Source organism: Streptococcus sp. DTU_2020_1001019_1_SI_AUS_MUR_006 (genome assembly GCF_032340315.1).
GTDB lineage: Bacteria > Bacillota > Bacilli > Lactobacillales > Streptococcaceae > Streptococcus.
Genome location: NZ_CP135436.1, coordinates 1,759,121 through 1,780,085, shown reverse-complemented (window position 1 = coordinate 1,780,085; position 20,965 = coordinate 1,759,121). Strand labels below are relative to the sequence as shown.

Here is a 20,965-nt window from a genome sequence, read left to right as displayed (position 1 = left end):
AAATGTAATCGCTTACTAGAACATTGGAAAGGAACAATAATGGATAAGAGATTTTTTGAAAGACGGTGTCATTATAGTATTCGTAAATTTGCCATCGGTGCGGCTTCGGTTATGATTGGAGCTAGTATATTTGGTCTTCAGGTGGCTCAAGCAGCTGAAACCGAAGCAGCAAGTCCCAGCGAGGAAACGATTCATCAAGTTCAACCTTTAGATAAGCTTCCAGATGAGGTTGCTGCAGCCATTGCAAAAGCTGAGCAAAATGGCCCACAAGATTCCGCTACTGAAGAAGAAAATGATACTGTTGAATCCGCAAAACCAGCAACCGAAGAAAAGGTGACTGAGGCAACAAGTCCTAAGGAAGAAAAGGAAGCAGAAGTAGTCAGCCCTAAAGAAGACAAAGTTGAAAAAACTGCAAAACCTGCTGCTGAAGCGAATGGGAAAGAGTCTACAGTTTCAGAAGCAAGTGCTGAAAAGCCAGTAGTTCGAGAAGAACATACAGATACAACTAACCAGAATAAACCTGTAATGGACGATAAAAGCAAGGAAGAAAAAGCTTCTGCAAGTGAATCACCTCAAGCTACAAAAGAGAAGGAAAAAGAAAATCAGCTCCTTGAAGAAAGAAAACAAAATTTCAACAAAGACTGGTATTTTAAACTAAACGCTCAGGGTGATTTTTCTAAGAAAGATGTAGATGTTCATGATTGGTCTAAGTTGAACCTTCCTCATGACTGGAGTATCTATTTTGATTTTGATCACAAGTCTCCTGCTCGAAATGAAGGTGGTCAATTAAACGGGGGTACTGCCTGGTATCGCAAGACTTTCACGGTAGATGAAGCTGCTAAGGACAAAGATGTTCGGATCAATTTTGATGGAGTTTACATGGACTCTAAGGTCTATGTCAATGGTAAATTTGTAGGCCATTATCCAAGTGGTTACAATCATTTTTCATATGACATCACTGAATTTTTAAATAAAGATGGCAGTGAAAATACCATTGCTGTCCAAGTTACCAATAAGCAACCAAGTAGTCGTTGGTACTCAGGAAGTGGTATCTATCGCGATGTAACTCTGAGCTATCGCGACAAGGTGCAGGTAGCTGAAAATGGAAATCATATTACAACTCCAAAACTAGCTGAACAAAAAGATGGCAACGTTGAAACACAAATCCAAAGCAAGATCAAAAATACTGCCAAGACTTTAGCCAAGGTATTTGTGGAGCAACAGATTTTTACTAAGGAAGGTAAGGCTGTTTCAGATTTGGTTCGTTCTGTAACTAAGAGCCTAGCAGGAAATGAGACAGCAGACTTTAAGCAAACGATTTTGGTTAATAAGCCAACCCTCTGGACAACGAAAAGCTACCATCCTCAGCTCTATGTTCTGAAAACCAAGGTTTATAAAGAAGGTCAGCTAGTTGATGTTACAGAAGATACTTTTGGTTACCGTTATTTTAACTGGACAGCCAAAGAAGGATTCTCACTGAACGGTGAGAGAATGAAATTCCATGGAGTTAGTATCCACCATGATAACGGTGCCTTGGGGGCAGAAGAAAACTATAAGGCAACCTACCGAAAATTAAAACTCCTAAAAGATATGGGAGTTAACTCTATCCGTACAACCCACAATCCAGCAAGTCCACAGTTGTTAGATGCTGCGGCAAGTCTAGGACTTTTGGTGCAAGAAGAAGCCTTTGATACTTGGTATCGTGGCAAGAAAACATATGACTATGGACGTTTCTTTGATCAAGATGCAACTCATCCAGAAGCCAAGAAGGGTGAGAAGTGGTCTGATTTTGACCTCAGAACCATGGTTGAACGAGATAAAAATAATCCTTCAATCATCATGTGGTCGCTCGGTAATGAAGTGGATGAGGCTGATGGTGGAAAACGTTCACTAGAAACAGCTAAGCGCTTGAAAGCTGTCATAAAAGCTATCGATACAGAGCGCTATGTGACCATGGGTGAAAACAAATTCAGTCGTGCTTCTACAGGCTTGTTCTTAGAATTAGCAGCAATCATGGATGCTGTTGGTATGAACTATGGTGAGCGTAATTATGATGCAGTTCGTAAAGCCCATCCAGACTGGTTGATTTACGGTTCTGAAACTTCTTCAGCAACTCGAACTCGTGATTCTTATTTTGATCCTGCTCATTTACTCTGGCACGACAATCGTCCAAATCGTCACTATGAACAGTCAGACTATGGTAATGATCGTGTAGCCTGGGGTAGAACAGCTACTGAATCTTGGACTTTTGACCGTGATCGTGCTGGCTATGCAGGTCAGTTCATCTGGACTGGTTTCGACTATATCGGTGAACCTACACCTTGGCATAACCAGGATAATACACCAGTGAAAAGCTCTTACTTTGGTATTATTGATACGGCAGGATTGCCTAAGAATGATTTCTATTTATACCGTAGTGAGTGGTATAGTGCCAAAGAAAAACCAACTGTTCGTATCATGCCTCACTGGAATTGGACAAAAGAAACGCTCAAGGAACGTAATATGCTCATCAATGGCAAGGTTCCAGTTCGGACCTTCTCAAATGCCGCTAGCGTAGAATTGTTCTTGAATAACGAATCCCTTGGTAAGAAAGAATTTGTTAAGAAAACAACTGAAGATGGGCGCCCTTATCACGAGGGAGCTAAACCAAGTGAATTGTATCTTGAGTGGTTGGTTGACTATAAACCGGGTACCTTAACAGCTATTGCTCGTGATGAAAATGGCAAAGAAATTGCGCGTGATAGTGTGACAACAGCTGGGGAACCAGCTAGAGTTCGACTCACCAAGGAAGAACATGTCATCACTGCAGACGGTAAAGATTTATCTTATATCCATTATGAAATCGTTGATGAGGATGGCAATGTCGTTCCAACTGCCAATAATCTTGTTCATTTCAATCTTCATGGCCAAGGACAAATCGTTGGTGTGGATAATGGAGAACAAGCTAGTCGTGAACGTTATAAAGCTCAGAAAGATGGCACATGGCAGAGAAAAGCCTTCAATGGTAAAGGTGTTGTCATTGTTAAATCCACTGAAAAAGAAGGGAAATTTACCCTCTTTGCAGATTCTGCAGGTTTAGCTTCTGATCAAGCAACAGTCACAACTGTTTCAGGTAAGAAAGAAAACCGTCACTTTGTTGCTTTTGCCCCTGTTAAGGCAAGAACTGATGTCAGCGAGGATCCTAAATTACCAAAAACTGTGACAGCTATTTATAGCGACGGCAGTGTTGAAGAAAAATCTGTAACTTGGGATATACCAGATGATCTCCTTACTAGTGCAGGTGAGAAAAAAGTTCTTGGTAGCGTGGAAGGACTTGAAGCTAAGGCTGAAGCCCTTGTTAAGGTGGTTGCACTCGATAAGTGGTTGCCTAAGGTAGCAACTGTCCCAGTTGGTACAGCTGTTGAAAATTTGGACAAGACTGTTACGGCTGTTTTATCAGATGGTAACTTGGTTGATGCGGATGTTGTTTCTTGGACCTTGAAAGATCCTTCTTCCTTGACAAGAGAAGGTGGACGTACTGAAGCAACTGGTAAATTGGAAGGCAATGACTACGAGGTTACGGCAACCTTTATCGCGAGTGATAAGGAAACAGAAAGTACTGTTACAGGTCTCACTGTTGGTGACAAGGCTCTCGCTGACTTTGAGTCTGGAAAGACCTACTACCGAGTATCCCTTCCTTATACTGCTAAGATTCCAAATGTTGGTGCACAAACTACTGGCTACCAAGTAACTGTTCAACAAGCTTCAGCAGCTAATGATTATCAGGCTTCTGTGTTCTTGAGTGACCAGAAGGGTGACTTGGTTCAAACTTATTTGATTCAGTTTGTGAAGGAAGCTCCTGCCTTGACACGCTTGGAAGTAAGTGTTGAAGGAAAAGAAACTGCAACAGAAGACCAAGTTCTCCCTTATCATGTCATTGGACATTATGAGGATGGTTCACAGACTGAATTTTCAGCGTCAGATATCCATTTGGAAGCTAAGTCAGCTGATGGTGCTCATCTTGAGGTGAACGGCCAGAACTTGCTTCTTTACACGAAAGGTAGTGTAACCCTCACTCCTCGTATTGACAATCAAACTGATAAGACTCAGTCTGTAGCAACTGAACTTGTGATAAAAGAAAATACAGTAGACAAGAAAATTGTCAAGCTACATCCTGTTTCTATCTCTACAGATATCAATCAGCAACCGAATTTGCCTGATCAAATCGGAGCAGAATTTGATAAGGGCTTGCCTCGTAAGGTAGCTGTAACTTGGGACAAGGTAGATGCCAAAGAACTTGGTTACTATCATAGCTTTACCCTTAAAGGTCATGTCGAAGGTACAGATATTGAGGCTCTTGCCAATGTGACTGTTGAAGGTTTGCAGGTTGCAGAAGAAATCAGCCTTACTCTTCCTAAGGGTGAAACTGTTCAATTACCTGCTAGTGTTCGTGCTTATCATTCTAATGGAACAACTGTCTATAAAGATGTCCTTTGGGACAAGGTTCCTGAAAACTTTAGTCAGACTGAAGGTATCTATGAAATCAAGGGTCAATTAGTGGGTAGCCATCTGACTACCAAGGCTCATATTCGTGTTTCTAGTCAAGTTGTTGCTGGAAATAACATCTCTAAACAATGGACTGGTTCTCAATTGCCAGCGGCTATCGTGTCCAATACGGGTGGTGATGATTCGGCAAGTACTTTGAACGACTTGACAGTTTCAAGAGCCAGTACAGATGTTAAGAATCGATGGACTACATGGCAAACAGGTACTGATAATGACTGGGCATCTATCTTGTTTGGTAACTCTGGTGATTTGACCAAGCGCTTTGTCGACAATCTATCAGTTGATTTCTATACAGACGGGGCAATCGGACTTCCAAAAGAATATGTTATTGAATACTATGTCGGTCAAGAAGTTCCAGATCTTCCAAATGATGTCAATAATGCTCAGCGTGATACCAACCATCCATTCAACAATGCTGCCAACTGGAAAGAAGTTGAACATCTAAAAGCTCCAGGACAATTATCTGCAGGTCAAACAAACCACTTTACATTTGACAAGGTTGAAACTTATGCTGTTCGTATGCGTATGAAGAAGGCAGATGGAAAGGCTGGTGTTGGTTTAACAGAAATTACTATTTTAGGAAGTAAGGTTCCAAGTGCTACCAGCTCAGAAATTTCTATCCAAGTAGATGGCAAGAAGCTCGAACATTTCAATCCATCTAAGACAGAGTATTATATTCCTCAAGCAAGCAAGGAAATCACTGCCACAGCCAGCAACAACGGTTTGGTAACGGTTGTTCCTGCAATAAGTGAAAAAGGTGCGACACGTCTTATCTTGAAAGCTGAGGATGGAACTGTTCTTAAAGAATATCGTATCTTCCGTGATGACGAAAAAGAGTCAACACAACCAGTAGCTGCGGAAAATAGTGCCCAGACCTTGAATGTTGGCGATCAACTTCAATTGCCTGCCGAGGTAACAGTCTACTATCCATCACAAGATGGCTGGGTTAAAGATAACCTTTCTGTTCAATGGGATGCAATTCCAGAACATGCGACTGCCCAAGAAGGTAACTTTGAAGTGCTTGGTCATGTTCTAGGAACAGACTTAACAACCAAGATGCAAGTAACAGTTGTTACAAAAGGTAATCAAGTTATCTCTGAGAATGCAAGCAATAATGCGACAGATTCTAAAGCCTTTGCATCTACTACAAATGATACACAAGCAGCTTCTCGGGATAAGATTTTCTATATCAACGATGGTCACTTTAACGAGGATGGACGTTGGACTAACTGGTCTCGAACTCCGAAAGACCAAGAAACATCTGTGGGAATTCTCTTTAAGAAGAATGGTCAGATTACACCTCAGTCTGTTGGAAAAGTAGCTATTCAGTTCTTTAAAGACAGTGGAACAGACGCACCTGCGACAATGGTACTGGAAAGATATGTTGGGCCTGCCTATACAGAACCAAGTACCATTTCTCGTTATGAAGAAAATGCGGATCATCCATTTAATAAGGCAGAAAACTGGCAAGAAATTCCTTATAAGGCATCTGGAGAAATCGTGGCTGGTAAACCAATCGAATTTACCTTTGATCCAATTCAGACAACAGCCATTCGAGCACGCATGACTCGTAAATCGACAACTAATGGTCTAGCAATGGTCGAATTTAGTGCTTACTCTCCTGCTAAAGCAAGAGATGAGGAAACTCCTTCAGTGACCATTTCAGTTGCTGGAAAAGCATTAGAAAACTTTGATCCTGCGGTTTCAGATTATACAGTGAGTTTAAATGGCACTAAACCACAGGTGACTGCTCAAGCAAGTGGTCACGGTGTGACAACGGTTGTTGAGTCTAGTCAGGATAACCTTCCTAGCCTTCCTAGCCTTGTTCGTCTTCTTGCTAAGGATGGTAGTCTTGTCAAGGAATATCGTATTCACTTCAAGTCTAGTCACCGTATAGTTCCAGAAGAAGGCGACCAAAGTCCTGTTCTCGAACGACCAAGTTTAGAAGTTGTCAAGACCGAAATTCCATTTAAGGAAATTATTCGTGAAAACAATGACTTAGCGCAAGATGAACGTCGTGTAATCTCAGAAGGTAAGAAGGGTGAAAGAGTTGATTATGTTGAGGTTCTAGGATCTAACCGTACAACTGTTCATACAGATACGACTGAGGCGCAAGATCGAGTTGTTGAAGTTAAGGTCAAACCAGCCATTACTACTAGCAAAGGTGACGAGCCAGCTCCAGTCGTAGAAGTTCCAGAATTTGATGGTGGCGTCAATGCTGCTGAAGCTGCCAAGCATGAGTTGCCAGAATACACAAATGCAATCGGGACAGCAGGTGATGAGCCAGCACCAGTAGTAGAAGTCCCAGAATTTGAAGGTGGTGTCAATGCGGTAGAAGCCGCTAAGCATGAGTTACCAGAATACACAGAAGCAATCGGCACAGTAGGTGACGAACCAGCACCAGTAGTAGAAGTCCCAGAATTCAAGGGCGGAGTCAATGCAGTAGAAGCCGCTAAGAATGAATTGCCAGAATACACAGAGGCAATCGGCACAGTAGGCGACGAGCCAGCTCCGGTAGTAGAAGTTCCAGAATTTGAGGGTGGTGTCAATGCAGTAGAAGCCGCTAAAAACGAGTTGCCAGAATACACAGAAGCAATCGGCACAGTAGGCGACGAGCCAGCACCAGTAGTAGAAGTCCCAGAATTTGAGGGTGGCGTCAATGCAGTAGAGGCTGCTAAGCATGAAGTCCCAGAATTTACAGGTGGCGTCAATGCTCTAGAAGCCGCTAAGAATGAATTGCCAGAATACACAGAAGCAATCGGCACAGTAGGCGACGAACCAGCTCCTGTAGTAGAAGTGCCAGAATTTGAGGGCGGAGTCAATGCAGTAGAAGCCGCTAAAAACGAGTTGCCAGAATACACAGAAGCAATCGGCACAGTAGGCAACGAACCAGCTCCAGTAGTAGAAGTGCCAGAATTTGAAGGTGGTGTCAATGCAGTAGAAGCCGCTAAAAATGAGTTGCCAGAGTACACAGAAGCAATCGGCACAGTAGGCGACGAACCAGCTCCGGTAGTAGAAATTCCAGAATTTGATGGTGGCGTCAATGCAGTAGAAGCCGCTAAGCATGAGTTGCCAGAATACACAGAAGCAATCGGCACAGTAGGCGACGAACCAGCTCCGGTAGTAGAAGTCCCAGAATTTACAGGTAGCGTTAATGCTGTGGAAGCAGCTAAAAACGAGTTGCCAGAATACACAGAAGCAATCGGCACAGTAGGCGATGAGCCAGCTCCAGTAGTAGAAATCCCAGAATTTGATGGTGGCGTCAATGCAGTAGAAGCCGCTAAAAACGAGTTACCAGAATACACAGAAGCAATCGGTACAGTAGGCGACGAACCAGCCCCAAGTGTGGAAAAACCAACTGCAGAGGTTCAAATCTTATCTGATAAGGAAACTGGAGTTCTGGTAGCAGGGCTATCTCAAGACTTGGATGCTAATCTCAAGCTTCAAGTTCAAAAGGTTCTACGCCAAGAATTAGCTGGTAAGCAATACGATGCTTATCAAGTGAAATTGCTAGATAAAGATAACCAAATGGTTGATCCAAAAGGTGCAGTTCTAGTGAGATTGCCAGTCAAGGGTCAGGTTCAAGGAGTTTATCACATGAGCTTAGATCAAGGCTTGCAGGTTCAGAAGGTGACGCTTGTAGGTGACACAGTTGAATTTGTCACCAAAGATCTAGGACTTTATGCGATTGTCTATAAAGAACAAAATCAAGAACCAGTAGAATCAGCTCATGGGCTAGTAGCTCAGGGAGAGGTTTCTGGAAATAATCCAGGAAAAGCAAATTCAGCAAGACTTCCAGAAACAGGTGAAAGTCGATCTGATACAGCTGCCTTCCTAGCAAGTCTCAGTCTTGTTTTATCAGTAGCTCTACTAACAGTTAAACGTAAAGAAAAGTAAGGTTGATAACTCATAGCTCTGAAAAAGCAAATCATTATAAAAGAAGGAGAAGATAGCATAGTCTTCTCCTTTATTAATTGGGTAGTGAGGTGTATAATGAAAGTAAGAGAATGTGAGGAGAAGGACCATGATTGTAAAAGTTTATAATGCAGATTTTAGTCTCCAGTGGGATGGGATGTATCAATTTGCTCTTGAAAACTATCCTCAGATTAAAGAATGGGAATTGGAGAAGCTAGCAAAGTTTATTGCTTACGAACAGAACCATCATCGTCAGACCATTGTGGAATGTGAGAATCATGAATTAAAAATACAAATTCATGATTACTTGCAAGAGCATAGCTTTTTTCCTCCCTACAGACCAAGTCATCGCCTTGTAGCTTCTACCTATGATATCCAGAGGAAGTTGGTTACCTCAGATTATTGTAGTCATACTTGTACAGTTGAGGTGGCTCAGGCTATTTTTCAGACTGGAAAACTCATGTCGGCGGTAAAAGTATTTGGTAAAAGTGGGGCTGAGCTAGTTACAGATAGTCGTAATGCAGCTTCTGATCCAGCAGACTATTTTGACTATATCATGTTCGGATGGTCTAATACGACTTCGGGTTACCGACTCGCTATGGAGCGTTTGTTAGGAAGGGCACCTTCTGAGGAGGAATTGCAAGAAAAGTTCATTCCTGGCGTTAGTTTTCATTTTCTGTATGAAGAATTAATTCAAGCACCAGGTTATATCTTTGATGGCTATCATGTTGCGAAGGTAAGAGATAGTTTAGATTTGGATACCTTTCTTCATTTGTGTGTTATTCCTTCAAAAGATAAGGCTTGTTTTGAAGGTTTGATTCCTTGTCAATTACAAGATAGAGTGATTTACCTAGACTATGAGGGAGAAGGGTTACAGGCTTGGAATACCAAGGTTAATCAAGTACTGCATGGTAAGGATAAGTTGAAGTGAAGGAGTAGTGTATGAAAGAGATTGATCAAGCTCTATTGAAAAAAGTGATCATCGAGCGTTCTCGTTCTAGTCATAAGGGAGACTATGGGCGTCTTCTCTTGATCGGGGGAACTTATCCCTATGGGGGAGCGATTATTATGGCTGCCTTAGGAGCTGTTAAAAGTGGCGCAGGATTGGTGACAGTAGCAACGGATAAAGAGAATATTCCAGCTCTGCATAGCCATCTGCCGGAGGCTATGGCTTTTACTCTTGACGATAAGCAATTGCTTGAGCAACAGTTGCCGAAAGCTAATATTGTCTTGGTTGGACCTGGACTAGTGGATGATGAGCGTGGAGAAGAGCTTCTTCAAACAGTCTTTCATCGTTCAAATCAAGACCAGACTCTCATACTGGATGGTGGTGCCTTATCCATTTTTGCTAAGACGGGAATGAAATTCCCCAAAGCCCAGCTTGTTTTAACTCCTCACCAGAGGGAATGGCAAGTCTTGTCAGGCTTAGATTTGGATTCCCAAGGAAGCAAGGAAACAGGAGAGGCTTTGAAGAGATTCCCTTCAGGAACGATTTTGGTTCAAAAAGGTCCAGCTACTCGAATCTGGCAAGCTGGACAAGTTGATTGTTATCAGCTGAGTGTCGGTGGCCCCTATCAGGCAACTGGAGGAATGGGTGATACTCTGGCTGGGATGATTGCCGGTTTTGCTGGTCAATTCCCACAAGTTAGCCTCTATGAAAGGGTCGCAGTAGCGACTTATTTGCACTCAGCAATTGCCCAAACTCTAGCTGAGGATAATTATGTCGTCATGCCAACTACGATTAGTCAACAACTCCCAGTCTTCATGAAGAAAATACAAAAAGACACCTGAGGTTTTCAGGTGCCTTTTAAGAATTAGAAGAGTCCTTTGACCTTATCAACAAGATTACTGATCCCTTCTGTTCCTGAAATCAGGCTTTGAGCTTGACTAAGGTATTCACCGAGTTGGTCCTTGTTTTCTTCGACAAAAGTTTTTGCGGCAGCCAAATCTTTTTTCTCGATTAGCTCTTTTACTTGATTAAACAAAGCTAATGGGTTCATGATGTCCCTCCTTTTCTACACTTCTATTCAATCATTTTTATTCAAAACTTGCAAGAAACTTGACCCTTCCAATAAAGTTCATGGATGTCAAATGCTGTAAATTTTGATATAATTTTTAATGATGAATTTTAGAAATGATCGGTATGTTGTCGTGGATTTAGAAGCGACCAGTACCGGAAGCAAGGCAAAAATTATCCAAGTAGGAATCGTGGTCATTGAAAATGGCGAGATTGTTGACCAATTTGCAACGGATGTCAATCCCCACGAACCCTTGGATTCTCATATCAAAGAATTAACGGGCTTGACCGACCAGCGACTAGCAGAGGCACCAGAGTTTCCTCAGGTGGCTGGAAAAATTTTTGACTTGGTCAAGGACGGTGTTTTTGTTGCGCACAATGTTCAATTCGATGCTAATTTATTAGCAGAATTCCTCTTTTTTGAGGGCTATGAATTGCGTACTCCCCGTATCGATACAGTCGAGTTGGCTCAGGTGTTTTATCCTCAACTTGAAAAATACAATCTGGGGATTCTCTGTCAAGAGTTGGGAATTTCACTAGAAAAAGCCCATACTGCTCTATCAGATGCTCAGGCAACAGCAGAGCTCTTTCTCTGTATGCGTCAAAAAATGTTTCAACTGCCTAAAGGCTTGTTGGAACGCTTGTTAAACTTGTCAGATGGTTTATTATATGAGTCTTATCTAGTCATTGAAGAAGTTTATCAGAAGCAGTCAATCCTTGCAGAACATGATTTGGTTGAGGTGCAAGGTATATTTTTAAGAAAAGAAAAATCAGTCCTTTCTCCACGAAAACTTTCCAAGGATTTTCAAACCAATATTGCCTTGTTGAATTTGGAAGATAGACTTCCGCAAGCTAGCTTTGCTCAGAAGGTTCAAACTTTTCTACAGAATGAGAAGCTTGCCTTTGTTCAGGCTCAGACGGGGATCGGAAAAACCTACGGCTATTTGTTACCTGCTTTATCACTAGAAAACGAAAAAGGAATCCTTCTCAGTGTTCCTACTAAAGTTCTACAAAATCAAGTGATGCAAGAAGAGGCTCGTAGATTGGAAGAGGTCTTTCACCTTTCGATTCATAATCTTAAAGGACCACAGAATTATCTAAAACTAGATGCCTTTCATCATGCACTAGAGGAAGAAGAATCCAATCGTTTGTACACTCGATTCAAGATGCAACTCCTGGTTTGGTTAACCGAGACAGAAACGGGGGACCTAGACGAGATTGGTCAGCTTTATCGCTACCAGCAGTTTTTACCAAACTTGGTACACGATGGTAATCTTCCGAAAGCTTCTCTCTTTTGGTTAGAGGATTTTTGGAGACGTGGTCAGAAAAAGGCTCGCTCTTGCCAGCTACTTGTGACCAATCATGCCTATCTAGTTACCAGACTTGAGGATGATCCCAGTCTGTTAGATGGTCGTATCTTGATTTTGGATGAGGCCCAGAAGATCTTATTAACTTTGGAAAATCTTTTACAAAAGAGTTACTTATTAAACGACATAGTAGACCAACTAGATCAAGCTCTAGTTCGAGAAGAAGGGACGCTTCAAAAACGCTTGATGGAGAGTATTCGCTTTGAGCTTTGTCACTTGATGGACCAGTTCCTATCTGGTAAACGAAGAATGTGTCCGGCAACAACAATGGCCCAGCTCCAACAGGATTTCTCAGAGTTAGAAGTTCAAGGTTTCCAAGATTATCGGCGATTTTTCTGCACTGACGGAGAATTTTGGCTATCAGCCTCAGACTTGTCTAGCAAGAAGGTTGTCATTTCTTCCAGTCGCAATCAACGTCTGCTCTTTTCTGAGATTTTTCCAGAAAACTGTCAGCTTTTAGCTGTCTCTGCAACCTTGGAAATTAGTAGCAGAGTATCTTTACCTGAACTAATGGGATTTCCGCACGCAGCCTTTGACAGACTGGATGAGAATTTTCAAGAAAATCAAGAAATTTTGGTCGTTAAGGATTTTCCATTGGTGACAGAAAGCTCCCAAGAAGACTATGCTCAGGCTCTTGTAGAAGTGCTGGAAGATTTGTCTTATCTTGAAGAACCTATGCTCGTTTTATTCACTTCAAAAGATCTTTTGCTGCGGGTGTCAGATTCTTTATCTCTTGCTCATCTAGCCCAATATAAGAACGGGGATCCGGCTCAACTCAAGAAACGGTTTGAAAGAGGAGACTCTCAACTCTTGCTAGGGACAGGAAGTTTTTGGGAGGGAGTTGATTTTGCGACTCACCCTCGAGTGATTGAAGTGGTAACACGCTTGCCCTTCCAAAATCCAGAAGATCCCTTTACGAAAAAAATGAATCAGGAACTCCGCCTTGAAGGGAAAAATCCTTTCTATGACTATCAACTTCCTATGGCTATTATTCGCCTCAAACAAGCGATTGGTAGAACCATGCGTCGTCTTGGACAGCGCTCATCTGTCCTTATCTTGGATAGCCGAATGACAAGCAAGCGATATGGAAAGCAGATTAGCAAGGCCTTGTCACAGACTAGTCGAGTGAGAGAAGTTGGCAAAGAGCAAGTATTCTCAAAAGTTCAAGAATTTTTACACAAAAAATAAAATAAACATCTGAAAGAATGAAGGAGACCTTTATGAAACGTTCTCTCGACTCTCGAGTCGATTATAGTTTGATTTTACCAGTATTTTGTTTGCTGGTGATTGGAGTTGTGGCTATTTACATAGCTGTCAGTCATGACTATCCACATAATATTTGGCCAATTCTCGGTCAGCAACTAGCATGGATCGTCTTGGGAATTATCATCAGCTTTGTAGTCATGTTCTTTAATACAAAATTTTTATGGCAGGCGACTCCCTATCTTTATGCCCTAGGTCTAGCCCTTATGGTTTTACCCTTGATTTTTTACAATCCTAATTTAGTGGCAGCAACAGGGGCTAAAAACTGGGTGTCAATTGGAGGAGTGACACTTTTCCAACCTTCCGAATTCATGAAAATTTCCTATATTTTGATCTTGGCTCGGGTTGTTGTTCAATTCACACAGAAACACAAGGAAAGTGAACGAACGATTCCTTTAGATTTCCTCTTGATACTGTGGATGATTATCTTCACGCTGCCAGTCTTAGGTTTACTGGCCCTGCAGAGTGACTTAGGAACGGCCTTGGTCTTTGTCGCAATCTTTGCGGGACTGGTCTTGCTTTCTGGAGTATCATGGAAAATCATCATTCCAATTTTTGTAACAGCTGTATCGGGAATTGCAGGATTTTTGGCAATTTTCATCACAAAAGATGGGCGTGCTTTCATACATCAAATCGGGATGCCAACCTATCAGATTAACCGTATCCTTGCTTGGCTCAATCCATTTGATTATGCACAAACGACCACCTATCAACAGGCCCAAGGGCAAATCGCCATCGGTAGTGGAGGCTTGTTTGGTCAAGGATTTAATGTATCCAATCTCCTCATTCCCGTTCGTGAGAGTGATATGATTTTTACAGTCATTGCAGAAGATTTTGGTTTTATCGGATCTGTCCTTGTAATTACACTTTATCTCCTACTTATCTATCGAATGTTAAAAATCACTCTGAAGTCCAATAACCAATTTTATACCTACATTTCAACTGGATTTATTATGATGCTTTTGTTCCATATCTTTGAAAATATCGGTGCAGTGACAGGCCTCCTTCCTCTGACAGGGATTCCTCTCCCATTCATTTCCCAAGGGGGATCGGCCATTATCAGTAATCTGATTGGTGTTGGATTGCTTCTATCGATGAGTTATCAAACGCATCTAGCCGAAGAAAAGAGCGGTAAGACAAGATTTAAACGGAAGAAAGTTGTTTTGAAAAAAGTTAAATAAGGAGTAAATCATGGCTAAAGTAGCAGTTATCTTAGCAGATGGCTTTGAAGAAATCGAAGCCCTAACAGTTGTGGACGTATTACGTCGTGCCAATATTACTTGTCATATGGTTGGTTTTGAAGCCCGAGTGACGGGATCACATGACATCCAAGTACAAGCAGATCGTGTGTTTGATGGTGATTTATCTGAGTACGACATGATTGTCTTACCAGGAGGTATGCCAGGTTCAGCAAATTTACGCGATCATGAACTTTTGATTGCTGAACTTCAAAAATGTGAGCAAGTTGGTAAAAAAGTAGCAGCCATTTGTGCAGCACCAATTGTACTGAATCGAGCTGGTCTCCTCAAGGATAAAGTGTTCACCTGCTATGATGGTGTCCAAGAGCAAATTGCTGATGGTCACTATCGCAAGGAAACAGTAGTTGTCGATGGTCAGTTGACTACCAGTCGAGGTCCAGCAACTGCCCTTGCCTTTGCTTATAACCTAGTGGAACAACTTGGTGGCGATGCAAATGCTTTGAGAGCAGCCATGCTCTATCGTGATGTTTTTGGATTAGATTAACTAAAACGAGAAGAATCTATCAATTAGGGGATTCTTCTCGTTTTTTACTGTTAAAATAGAAGGAAATCGTCGCTTTTTTGATAAAAAAATGCTATAATGAAGGGTATGAAATATCACGATTACATCTGGGATTTAGGTGGAACTTTACTTGATAATTATGAGACTTCGACCGCGGCTTTTGTGGAAACATTAGCTCAATTTGGAATCGAAGAAGAACATGATAAAGTTTACAATGCCTTGAAAGTGTCAACTGCTTTTGCGATTGACCAATTTGCCCCAACAATAGAGCATTTTTTAGAAAAATATAAGGAAAATGAAGCGCGAGAGCTTGAACATCCTGCCTTGTTTGAGGGAGTACCTGCTTTATTGGAGGAAATCTCAGATCAGGGAGGACGGAACTTTTTGGTTTCGCATCGCAATGACCAAGTTTTGGATATCCTTGAAAAGACGGGTATTGCTAGCTATTTTACAGAAGTAGTAACAGCTAGTTCTGGTTTCAAGAGAAAACCAAATCCAGAGTCTATGATCTATTTGCGAGATAAGTATAAGATTAGTTCTGGTATCGTTATTGGTGATCGACCTATAGACATTGAAGCTGGACAGGCAGCAGGCTTAGCGACGCATCTCTTTAAAAATATCGTGACATTGAGACAAGTATTAGACATGTAAGAAAAAGGAAAAAAAGAAAAAGGGAAAAAATGACAGAAGAAATCAAAAACCAACAGGCACAGGATTATGATGCCAGTCAGATTCAAGTTTTGGAAGGTCTGGAAGCCGTTCGTATGCGTCCTGGAATGTATATCGGATCGACTTCAAAAGAAGGTCTTCACCACCTAGTCTGGGAAATCGTTGATAACTCTATCGATGAGGCCTTGGCGGGATTTGCTAGTCATATTCAGGTCTTTATTGAGCCAGATGACTCTATCACGGTTGTTGATGATGGACGTGGTATCCCTGTTGATATTCAAGAAAAGACAGGCCGTCCTGCCGTTGAAACTGTCTTTACCGTTCTTCACGCTGGAGGTAAATTTGGCGGTGGCGGTTACAAGGTTTCAGGTGGACTCCACGGTGTAGGTTCATCGGTTGTAAATGCCCTCTCAACTCAGTTGGATGTTCGTGTTCACAAAAATGGAAAAATCCATTACCAAGAATACCGTCGTGGACATGTTGTTGCTGACCTTGAGGTGATTGGAGATACAGATAAAACAGGTACAACAGTACACTTCACGCCAGATCCAGAGATTTTTACAGAAACAACAACTTTTGATTTTGATAAATTAAACAAGCGGATTCAGGAGTTAGCCTTTTTGAACCGTGGTCTTCAAATCTCTATTACTGACAAGCGTGAGGGGCTTGAACAAACAAAACACTACCACTACGAAGGTGGGATTGCGAGTTACGTTGAGTATATCAATGAAAACAAGGATGTCATCTTTGATACGCCAATCTACACAGATGGAGAAATGGATGACATCACAGTTGAAGTAGCCATGCAGTACACAACTGGCTACCATGAAAATGTCATGAGTTTCGCCAATAACATTCATACCCATGAAGGTGGAACACATGAACAAGGTTTCCGTACAGCCCTAACTCGTGTCATCAATGACTACGCTCGTAAAAACAAATTGCTGAAAGATAACGAAGATAATCTGACAGGTGAGGATGTCCGTGAAGGATTGACTGCCGTTATCTCTGTGAAACATCCAAATCCTCAGTTTGAAGGACAAACGAAAACTAAACTTGGAAATAGTGAAGTTGTCAAGATTACTAACCGCCTATTTAGTGAAGCATTTTCAGACTTCCTAATGGAAAATCCACAGATTGCTAAGCGGATTGTTGAAAAAGGGATTTTGGCAGCTAAGGCGCGTGTAGCAGCCAAGCGTGCGCGTGAGGTTACTCGTAAGAAATCTGGTTTAGAGATTTCAAACCTTCCAGGGAAATTAGCAGACTGTTCTTCAAATAATCCAGCTGAAACTGAACTTTTTATCGTCGAAGGAGATTCAGCGGGAGGTTCTGCAAAGTCTGGTCGTGACCGTGAATTCCAAGCGATTTTACCGATTCGCGGTAAAATCCTCAACGTTGAAAAGGCCAGCATGGATAAAATCCTTGCCAATGAAGAAATCCGTAGCCTTTTCACAGCTATGGGAACAGGCTTTGGTGCTGAATTTGATGTTAGCAAGGCCCGTTACCAAAAACTCGTTATCATGACGGATGCCGATGTCGATGGAGCTCACATCCGTACCCTCTTGTTAACCTTGATTTATCGTTATATGAAACCCGTTTTAGAAGCAGGTTATGTTTATATCGCTCAACCACCAATTTACGGTGTTAAGGTCGGCAGTGAAATTAAAGAATACATCCAACCTGGAGCAGATCAAGAAATCCGTCTACAGGAAGCCTTAGCTCGCTATAGTGAAGGACGTTCAAAACCAACTATTCAGCGTTATAAAGGTCTTGGAGAAATGGATGACCATCAACTTTGGGAAACAACTATGAACCCAGAACATCGTCTCATGGCGCGTGTATCAGTTGATGATGCTGCAGAAGCAGATAAAATCTTTGATATGCTCATGGGCGACCGCGTAGAACCACGTCGAGAATTTATTGAAGAAAATGCTGTTTACAGTACGCTTGACGTTTAAAAAAATTTGGAAATAGTTCCCATGGTTTGAAAAATATGATATAATCATTACAATTGTTTCAAGTATAAAAAGGAGTTTGATATGTCTGATAATCTGTTGATTATTATTATGATTGTAATCGCGACTCTTCTGATCATTGCTTATGTTGTAGCGATTTTGTTACGCAAACGAAATGAAAAGAGGCTCGCAGTACTAGAAGGAAGAAAGGAAGAGTTGTATAACCTTCCAGTTAACGATGAAGTAGAAGCTGTTAAGAATATGCATCTGATTGGTCAAAGTCAGATTGCATTTAGAGAGTGGAATCAAAAATGGGTAGACCTATCCCTCAACTCATTTGCGGATATTGAGAATAATCTGTTTGAAGCAGAAGGGTACAATAATTCATTTCGCTTCTTGAAAGCTCAACACAAAATTGATCAAATTGAAAGCCAGATTACCCTTATCGAAGAAGATATTGCTTCCATTCGAAATGCTTTGGCAGATCTAGAAAAACAAGAATCAAAAAATAGTGGTCGTGTCTTGCATGCTTTAGATTTATTTGAAAGCCTGCAGAAAACAGTCGCAGAAGACTCTGAGAAATATGGTCAAGCACTTCCTGAAATTGAAAAACAATTGGAGAACATCCAATCAGAATTTTCTCAATTTGTGACGCTAAACTCTTCAGGAGATCCAGTTGAAGCAGCAGGAATTCTGGATAATGCTGAAAATCATATCCTCGCTTTGACGCATATCGTAGAGAGAATTCCAGCAATTGTTACTAAACTAACGACAGAACTCCCTGATCAACTTGAAGATCTAGAGGCTGGCTATCGTAAGTTGCTTGATGCCAACTATCACTTTGTAGAAACTGACATTGAATCACGTTTACAGTTATTGTATGAAGCTTTGAAAAATAACCAAGAAAATATTAAAAAATTGGAATTGGACAATGCTGAATATGAAAATAATCAGATTCAAGAAGAAATCAATGCTCTCTATAGTATTTTCACACGAGAGATTGCTTCTCAAAAGGTTGTTGAAAACTTGTTGTCAACACTTCCAACCTATCTTGACCACTTAAAAGACAATAATCAAGTCTTAGTGAAAGATATTGAACGCTTGAGCAAAACTTACTTGATGTCTGAGAGTGATGTAAATCACGTCCGTCGTCTTCAAGTGGATTTGGATTCCCTAGAAGTTACAGTTAGTGATTTGACTTCAGAACAAGAGGAATATTCAGAAGCTTACTCTGTATTGGAAGAACGTTTAGAAAATGTTCAAGCTACATTAAAAGAAATTGAAGATGACCAAGTTTCAGTGAGCGAACGTTTAGTACAGATTGAAAAAGATGATGTTAATGCTCGTCAAAAGGCAAATGTTTACGTAAATCGTCTCCACACAATCAAGCGCTACATGGAAAAGAGAAATCTTCCAGGAATCCCACAGAACTTCTTGAAATTATTCTTTGCGGCTAGCCATAGTACTGAGGATTTGATGGCAGAGTTGGAACAGTCACAAGTCAACATTGAGTCTGTTAATCGTATCCTAGAAATCGCATCACATGATATGGAAGTTTTGGAAACAGAAACTTACAGTATTGTGCAATATGCAACCTTGACAGAGCAATTGCTTCAATATTCTAACCGCTACAGATCATTTGATGAAGGGATTCAACAAGCCTTCCATGAATCTTTAGAAATCTTTGAAAATGCCTTTGATTATCAAGCATCTTTCGAAAAGATTTCTCAAGCTTTGGAAGTTGCTGAGCCAGGTGTAACAAACCGCTTCGTTTCTTCTTATGAAAAAACAAGAGAAATCATTCGATTTTAATTAAGAAAAGGCGGTGGGACAGAAATCGGTAGACAAAGTCTCGATTTCGTAGTCCCAGCCCCGCGAAGATGATTAGGAGTTTTAGGAGTCTAAAAGACGAACAAAAAGTCCAATCAGCTACCGCGTCAAAGTTTGATTGCAAATAAAAAGTGAGGTCGGGATCTTTTGTCCCAACCTCTTTCTTTTACCTTTCTTTTCTTTAAAAATGGACATTTTCCTATTTATCATTGAAATTATAGGCCTGATTTGATATGATAAGACTATGACTAAAAAAAGAACAAATTGTAAAACAAATGACAAGAAGAAAAGAAATTTATGGATTATTGTGGGGCTTCTATTCTTCACAATCCTAACATTAGGTGCAGGTATTGCTTATAAAGTCTTGACCAAGCAAGCTTTTGAGCAAAAAATTGAAGCACTGAAAAAAGAAAAAGATGATGCCTATTCACAAGGAAGTCAGAAAGAGCATTTTCGTAAAGGGCAGGCAGAAATCATTACCTACTATCCTATGACGGGGGACAAGGTCATTACCTCTGTTCAGGATATCATTGTAAAAGATATCACGGATAAGGTAGAAGATAAAGAACATTTGATCTTTTACTACTTTGAAAAAGATTCTTCTTCCATCAAAGGTGTGGAGAGCCATCTTGTAAAAAAACAGGCCTATGACCTGAGTGATTCTACTGTGGTGGAATTAGAAAATACATCGTTAGATCAGCTTTATCTTAAGGAAGATGGGACTCTGTTTACGTTAGATCAGCTCTTTACAGATGCTAGCAAAGCTAAGGAAAAGTTTCTTGAGGATATTAAGTCAACACTCCTTGATAAAAAGATCGAGCAAACACTTGTAGATCAAGTAATAGCCGATTTTTCAGCTAGCGATTTATCATCTTGGAAGTTTGCTTACAAAGATAGTCAATTGGTGTTATATCCAGTTAAAGCAACCAATAATGTAGAAGAAATAGCTTTGCCTATTTCAGACTTCTTTGATGTTATCCAATCATCCTATCTATCTGAAAAGGATGCAGAACTTTATAAGAAGGCTCAGGCTGAGAAAAATAAAAAAGTAGTAGCTCTTACCTTTGATGATGGACCAGATGGAAATACAACTCCACAAGCTTTAGATATTCTAGCCAAGTACAAGATCAAAGCAACCTTCTTTGTACAAGGAAAAAATATTTCAGGTAATGAGTCGATTCTTAAACGTATGCAGTCTGAAGGTCATGAAGTTGGAAACCATAGCTGGAATCATCCAATTTTAACAAAACTGTCATTGGAAGACGCTAAGAAACAGCTTACAGATACAGAAGATGCTATTACAAAAGTTCTTGGCAAAAGCTCTAAATTGATGCGTCCACCATATGGAGCAATCTCAGATGATATTCGCAATAGCCTTGATTTAAGCTTTATCATGTGGGATGTGGATAGTTTGGATTGGAAGAGTAAAAATGAAGCAGCGATTTTGACAGAAATTCAGCGTCAGGCAAGCAATGGATCTATCATTTTAATGCATGATATCCATCAGCCGTCAGTAAATTCGCTACCAAAAGTTATTGAGTATCTGCAGGGACAAGGTTATAGTTTTGTGACTGTATCAGATCTACTCAACACTCGTTTGAAGCCACATGAGATTTACTATTCTCGTAACTAGTAAATTCACA

The 20,965-nt window shown here is 40.9% G+C and carries 11 protein-coding genes; 10 read left to right on the top strand and 1 reads right to left on the bottom strand.

Annotation, left to right across the window (positions count from 1 at the left end; genetic code table 11):
* The first annotated feature begins 39 nt into the window (after positions 1–39).
* The 3 genes from RRU92_RS08510 (at position 40) to RRU92_RS08500 (ending at position 10,251) form a co-directional block, all read left to right on the top strand.
* Positions 40–8,442 (top strand): SIALI-17 repeat-containing surface protein, encoded by an 8,403-nt coding sequence (locus tag RRU92_RS08510; protein WP_410530679.1) that lies wholly within the window; start codon positions 40–42, stop codon positions 8,440–8,442.
* Between the two features lie 127 nt (positions 8,443–8,569).
* The gene (locus RRU92_RS08505; RefSeq protein WP_315639368.1) at positions 8,570–9,391 is read left to right on the top strand and encodes a phosphate ABC transporter ATPase; all 822 of its coding nucleotides are present in this window, start codon (positions 8,570–8,572) and stop codon (positions 9,389–9,391) included.
* 11 nt (positions 9,392–9,402) lie between these two features.
* The gene (locus RRU92_RS08500; protein ID WP_315639367.1) at positions 9,403–10,251 is read left to right on the top strand and encodes an NAD(P)H-hydrate dehydratase; all 849 of its coding nucleotides are present in this window, start codon (positions 9,403–9,405) and stop codon (positions 10,249–10,251) included.
* A gap of 23 nt (positions 10,252–10,274) precedes the next feature.
* Here the strand turns inward: RRU92_RS08500 and RRU92_RS08495 are convergent, their stop codons facing one another.
* Positions 10,275–10,460 (bottom strand): hypothetical protein, encoded by a 186-nt coding sequence (locus tag RRU92_RS08495; RefSeq protein WP_315639366.1) that lies wholly within the window; start codon positions 10,458–10,460, stop codon positions 10,275–10,277.
* Positions 10,461–10,578: 118 nt separating this feature from the next.
* On the opposite strand from RRU92_RS08495, the gene RRU92_RS08490 reads away from it, so the two are divergent.
* From RRU92_RS08490 to pgdA, 7 genes are all read left to right on the top strand, one after another.
* On the top strand, positions 10,579–13,032 hold the full coding sequence (locus tag RRU92_RS08490; protein ID WP_315639365.1) for a bifunctional DnaQ family exonuclease/ATP-dependent helicase: 2,454 nt from the start codon (positions 10,579–10,581) through the stop codon (positions 13,030–13,032).
* Between the two features lie 32 nt (positions 13,033–13,064).
* Positions 13,065–14,288 carry an FtsW/RodA/SpoVE family cell cycle protein gene (locus tag RRU92_RS08485; RefSeq protein WP_153225409.1) on the top strand — a complete coding sequence of 408 codons (1,224 nt, stop codon included), beginning with the start codon at positions 13,065–13,067 and terminating at the stop codon, positions 14,286–14,288.
* Positions 14,289–14,298: 10 nt separating this feature from the next.
* Complete coding sequence (locus RRU92_RS08480; protein ID WP_315639364.1) at positions 14,299–14,850, top strand: DJ-1 family glyoxalase III; 552 nt, start codon at positions 14,299–14,301, stop codon at positions 14,848–14,850.
* 105 nt (positions 14,851–14,955) lie between these two features.
* Positions 14,956–15,519 (top strand): HAD family hydrolase, encoded by a 564-nt coding sequence (locus tag RRU92_RS08475; protein WP_075231575.1) that lies wholly within the window; start codon positions 14,956–14,958, stop codon positions 15,517–15,519.
* A gap of 29 nt (positions 15,520–15,548) precedes the next feature.
* Positions 15,549–17,495, top strand: coding sequence for a DNA topoisomerase (ATP-hydrolyzing) subunit B (gene gyrB, locus RRU92_RS08470; protein ID WP_315639361.1), 1,947 nt, complete (start codon positions 15,549–15,551; stop codon positions 17,493–17,495).
* 81 nt (positions 17,496–17,576) lie between these two features.
* Complete coding sequence (ezrA, locus tag RRU92_RS08465; protein ID WP_315639359.1) at positions 17,577–19,304, top strand: septation ring formation regulator EzrA; 1,728 nt, start codon at positions 17,577–17,579, stop codon at positions 19,302–19,304.
* A 262-nt stretch (positions 19,305–19,566) separates the two neighbouring features.
* Entirely contained in the window at positions 19,567–20,955 is a 1,389-nt protein-coding gene (gene pgdA, locus RRU92_RS08460) for a peptidoglycan-N-acetylglucosamine deacetylase PgdA (protein ID WP_315639358.1), read from the top strand.
* Positions 20,956–20,965: the final 10 nt, after the last annotated feature.

Bases quoted from the DNA above. Each gene is read 5' to 3' on its own strand.
- RRU92_RS08475 (WP_075231575.1), top strand. From the start codon at position 14,956: ATGAAATATCACGATTACATCTGGGATTTAGGTGGAACTTTACTTGAT.
- RRU92_RS08490 (WP_315639365.1), top strand. From the start codon at position 10,579: ATGATGAATTTTAGAAATGATCGGTATGTTGTCGTGGATTTAGAAGCG.
- gyrB (WP_315639361.1), top strand. From the start codon at position 15,549: ATGACAGAAGAAATCAAAAACCAACAGGCACAGGATTATGATGCCAGT.
- pgdA (WP_315639358.1), top strand. From the start codon at position 19,567: ATGACTAAAAAAAGAACAAATTGTAAAACAAATGACAAGAAGAAAAGA.
- ezrA (WP_315639359.1), top strand. From the start codon at position 17,577: ATGTCTGATAATCTGTTGATTATTATTATGATTGTAATCGCGACTCTT.
- RRU92_RS08500 (WP_315639367.1), top strand. From the start codon at position 9,403: ATGAAAGAGATTGATCAAGCTCTATTGAAAAAAGTGATCATCGAGCGT.
- RRU92_RS08485 (WP_153225409.1), top strand. From the start codon at position 13,065: ATGAAACGTTCTCTCGACTCTCGAGTCGATTATAGTTTGATTTTACCA.
- RRU92_RS08480 (WP_315639364.1), top strand. From the start codon at position 14,299: ATGGCTAAAGTAGCAGTTATCTTAGCAGATGGCTTTGAAGAAATCGAA.
- RRU92_RS08505 (WP_315639368.1), top strand. From the start codon at position 8,570: ATGATTGTAAAAGTTTATAATGCAGATTTTAGTCTCCAGTGGGATGGG.
- RRU92_RS08495 (WP_315639366.1), bottom strand. From the start codon at position 10,460: ATGAACCCATTAGCTTTGTTTAATCAAGTAAAAGAGCTAATCGAGAAA.
- RRU92_RS08510 (WP_410530679.1), top strand. From the start codon at position 40: ATGGATAAGAGATTTTTTGAAAGACGGTGTCATTATAGTATTCGTAAA.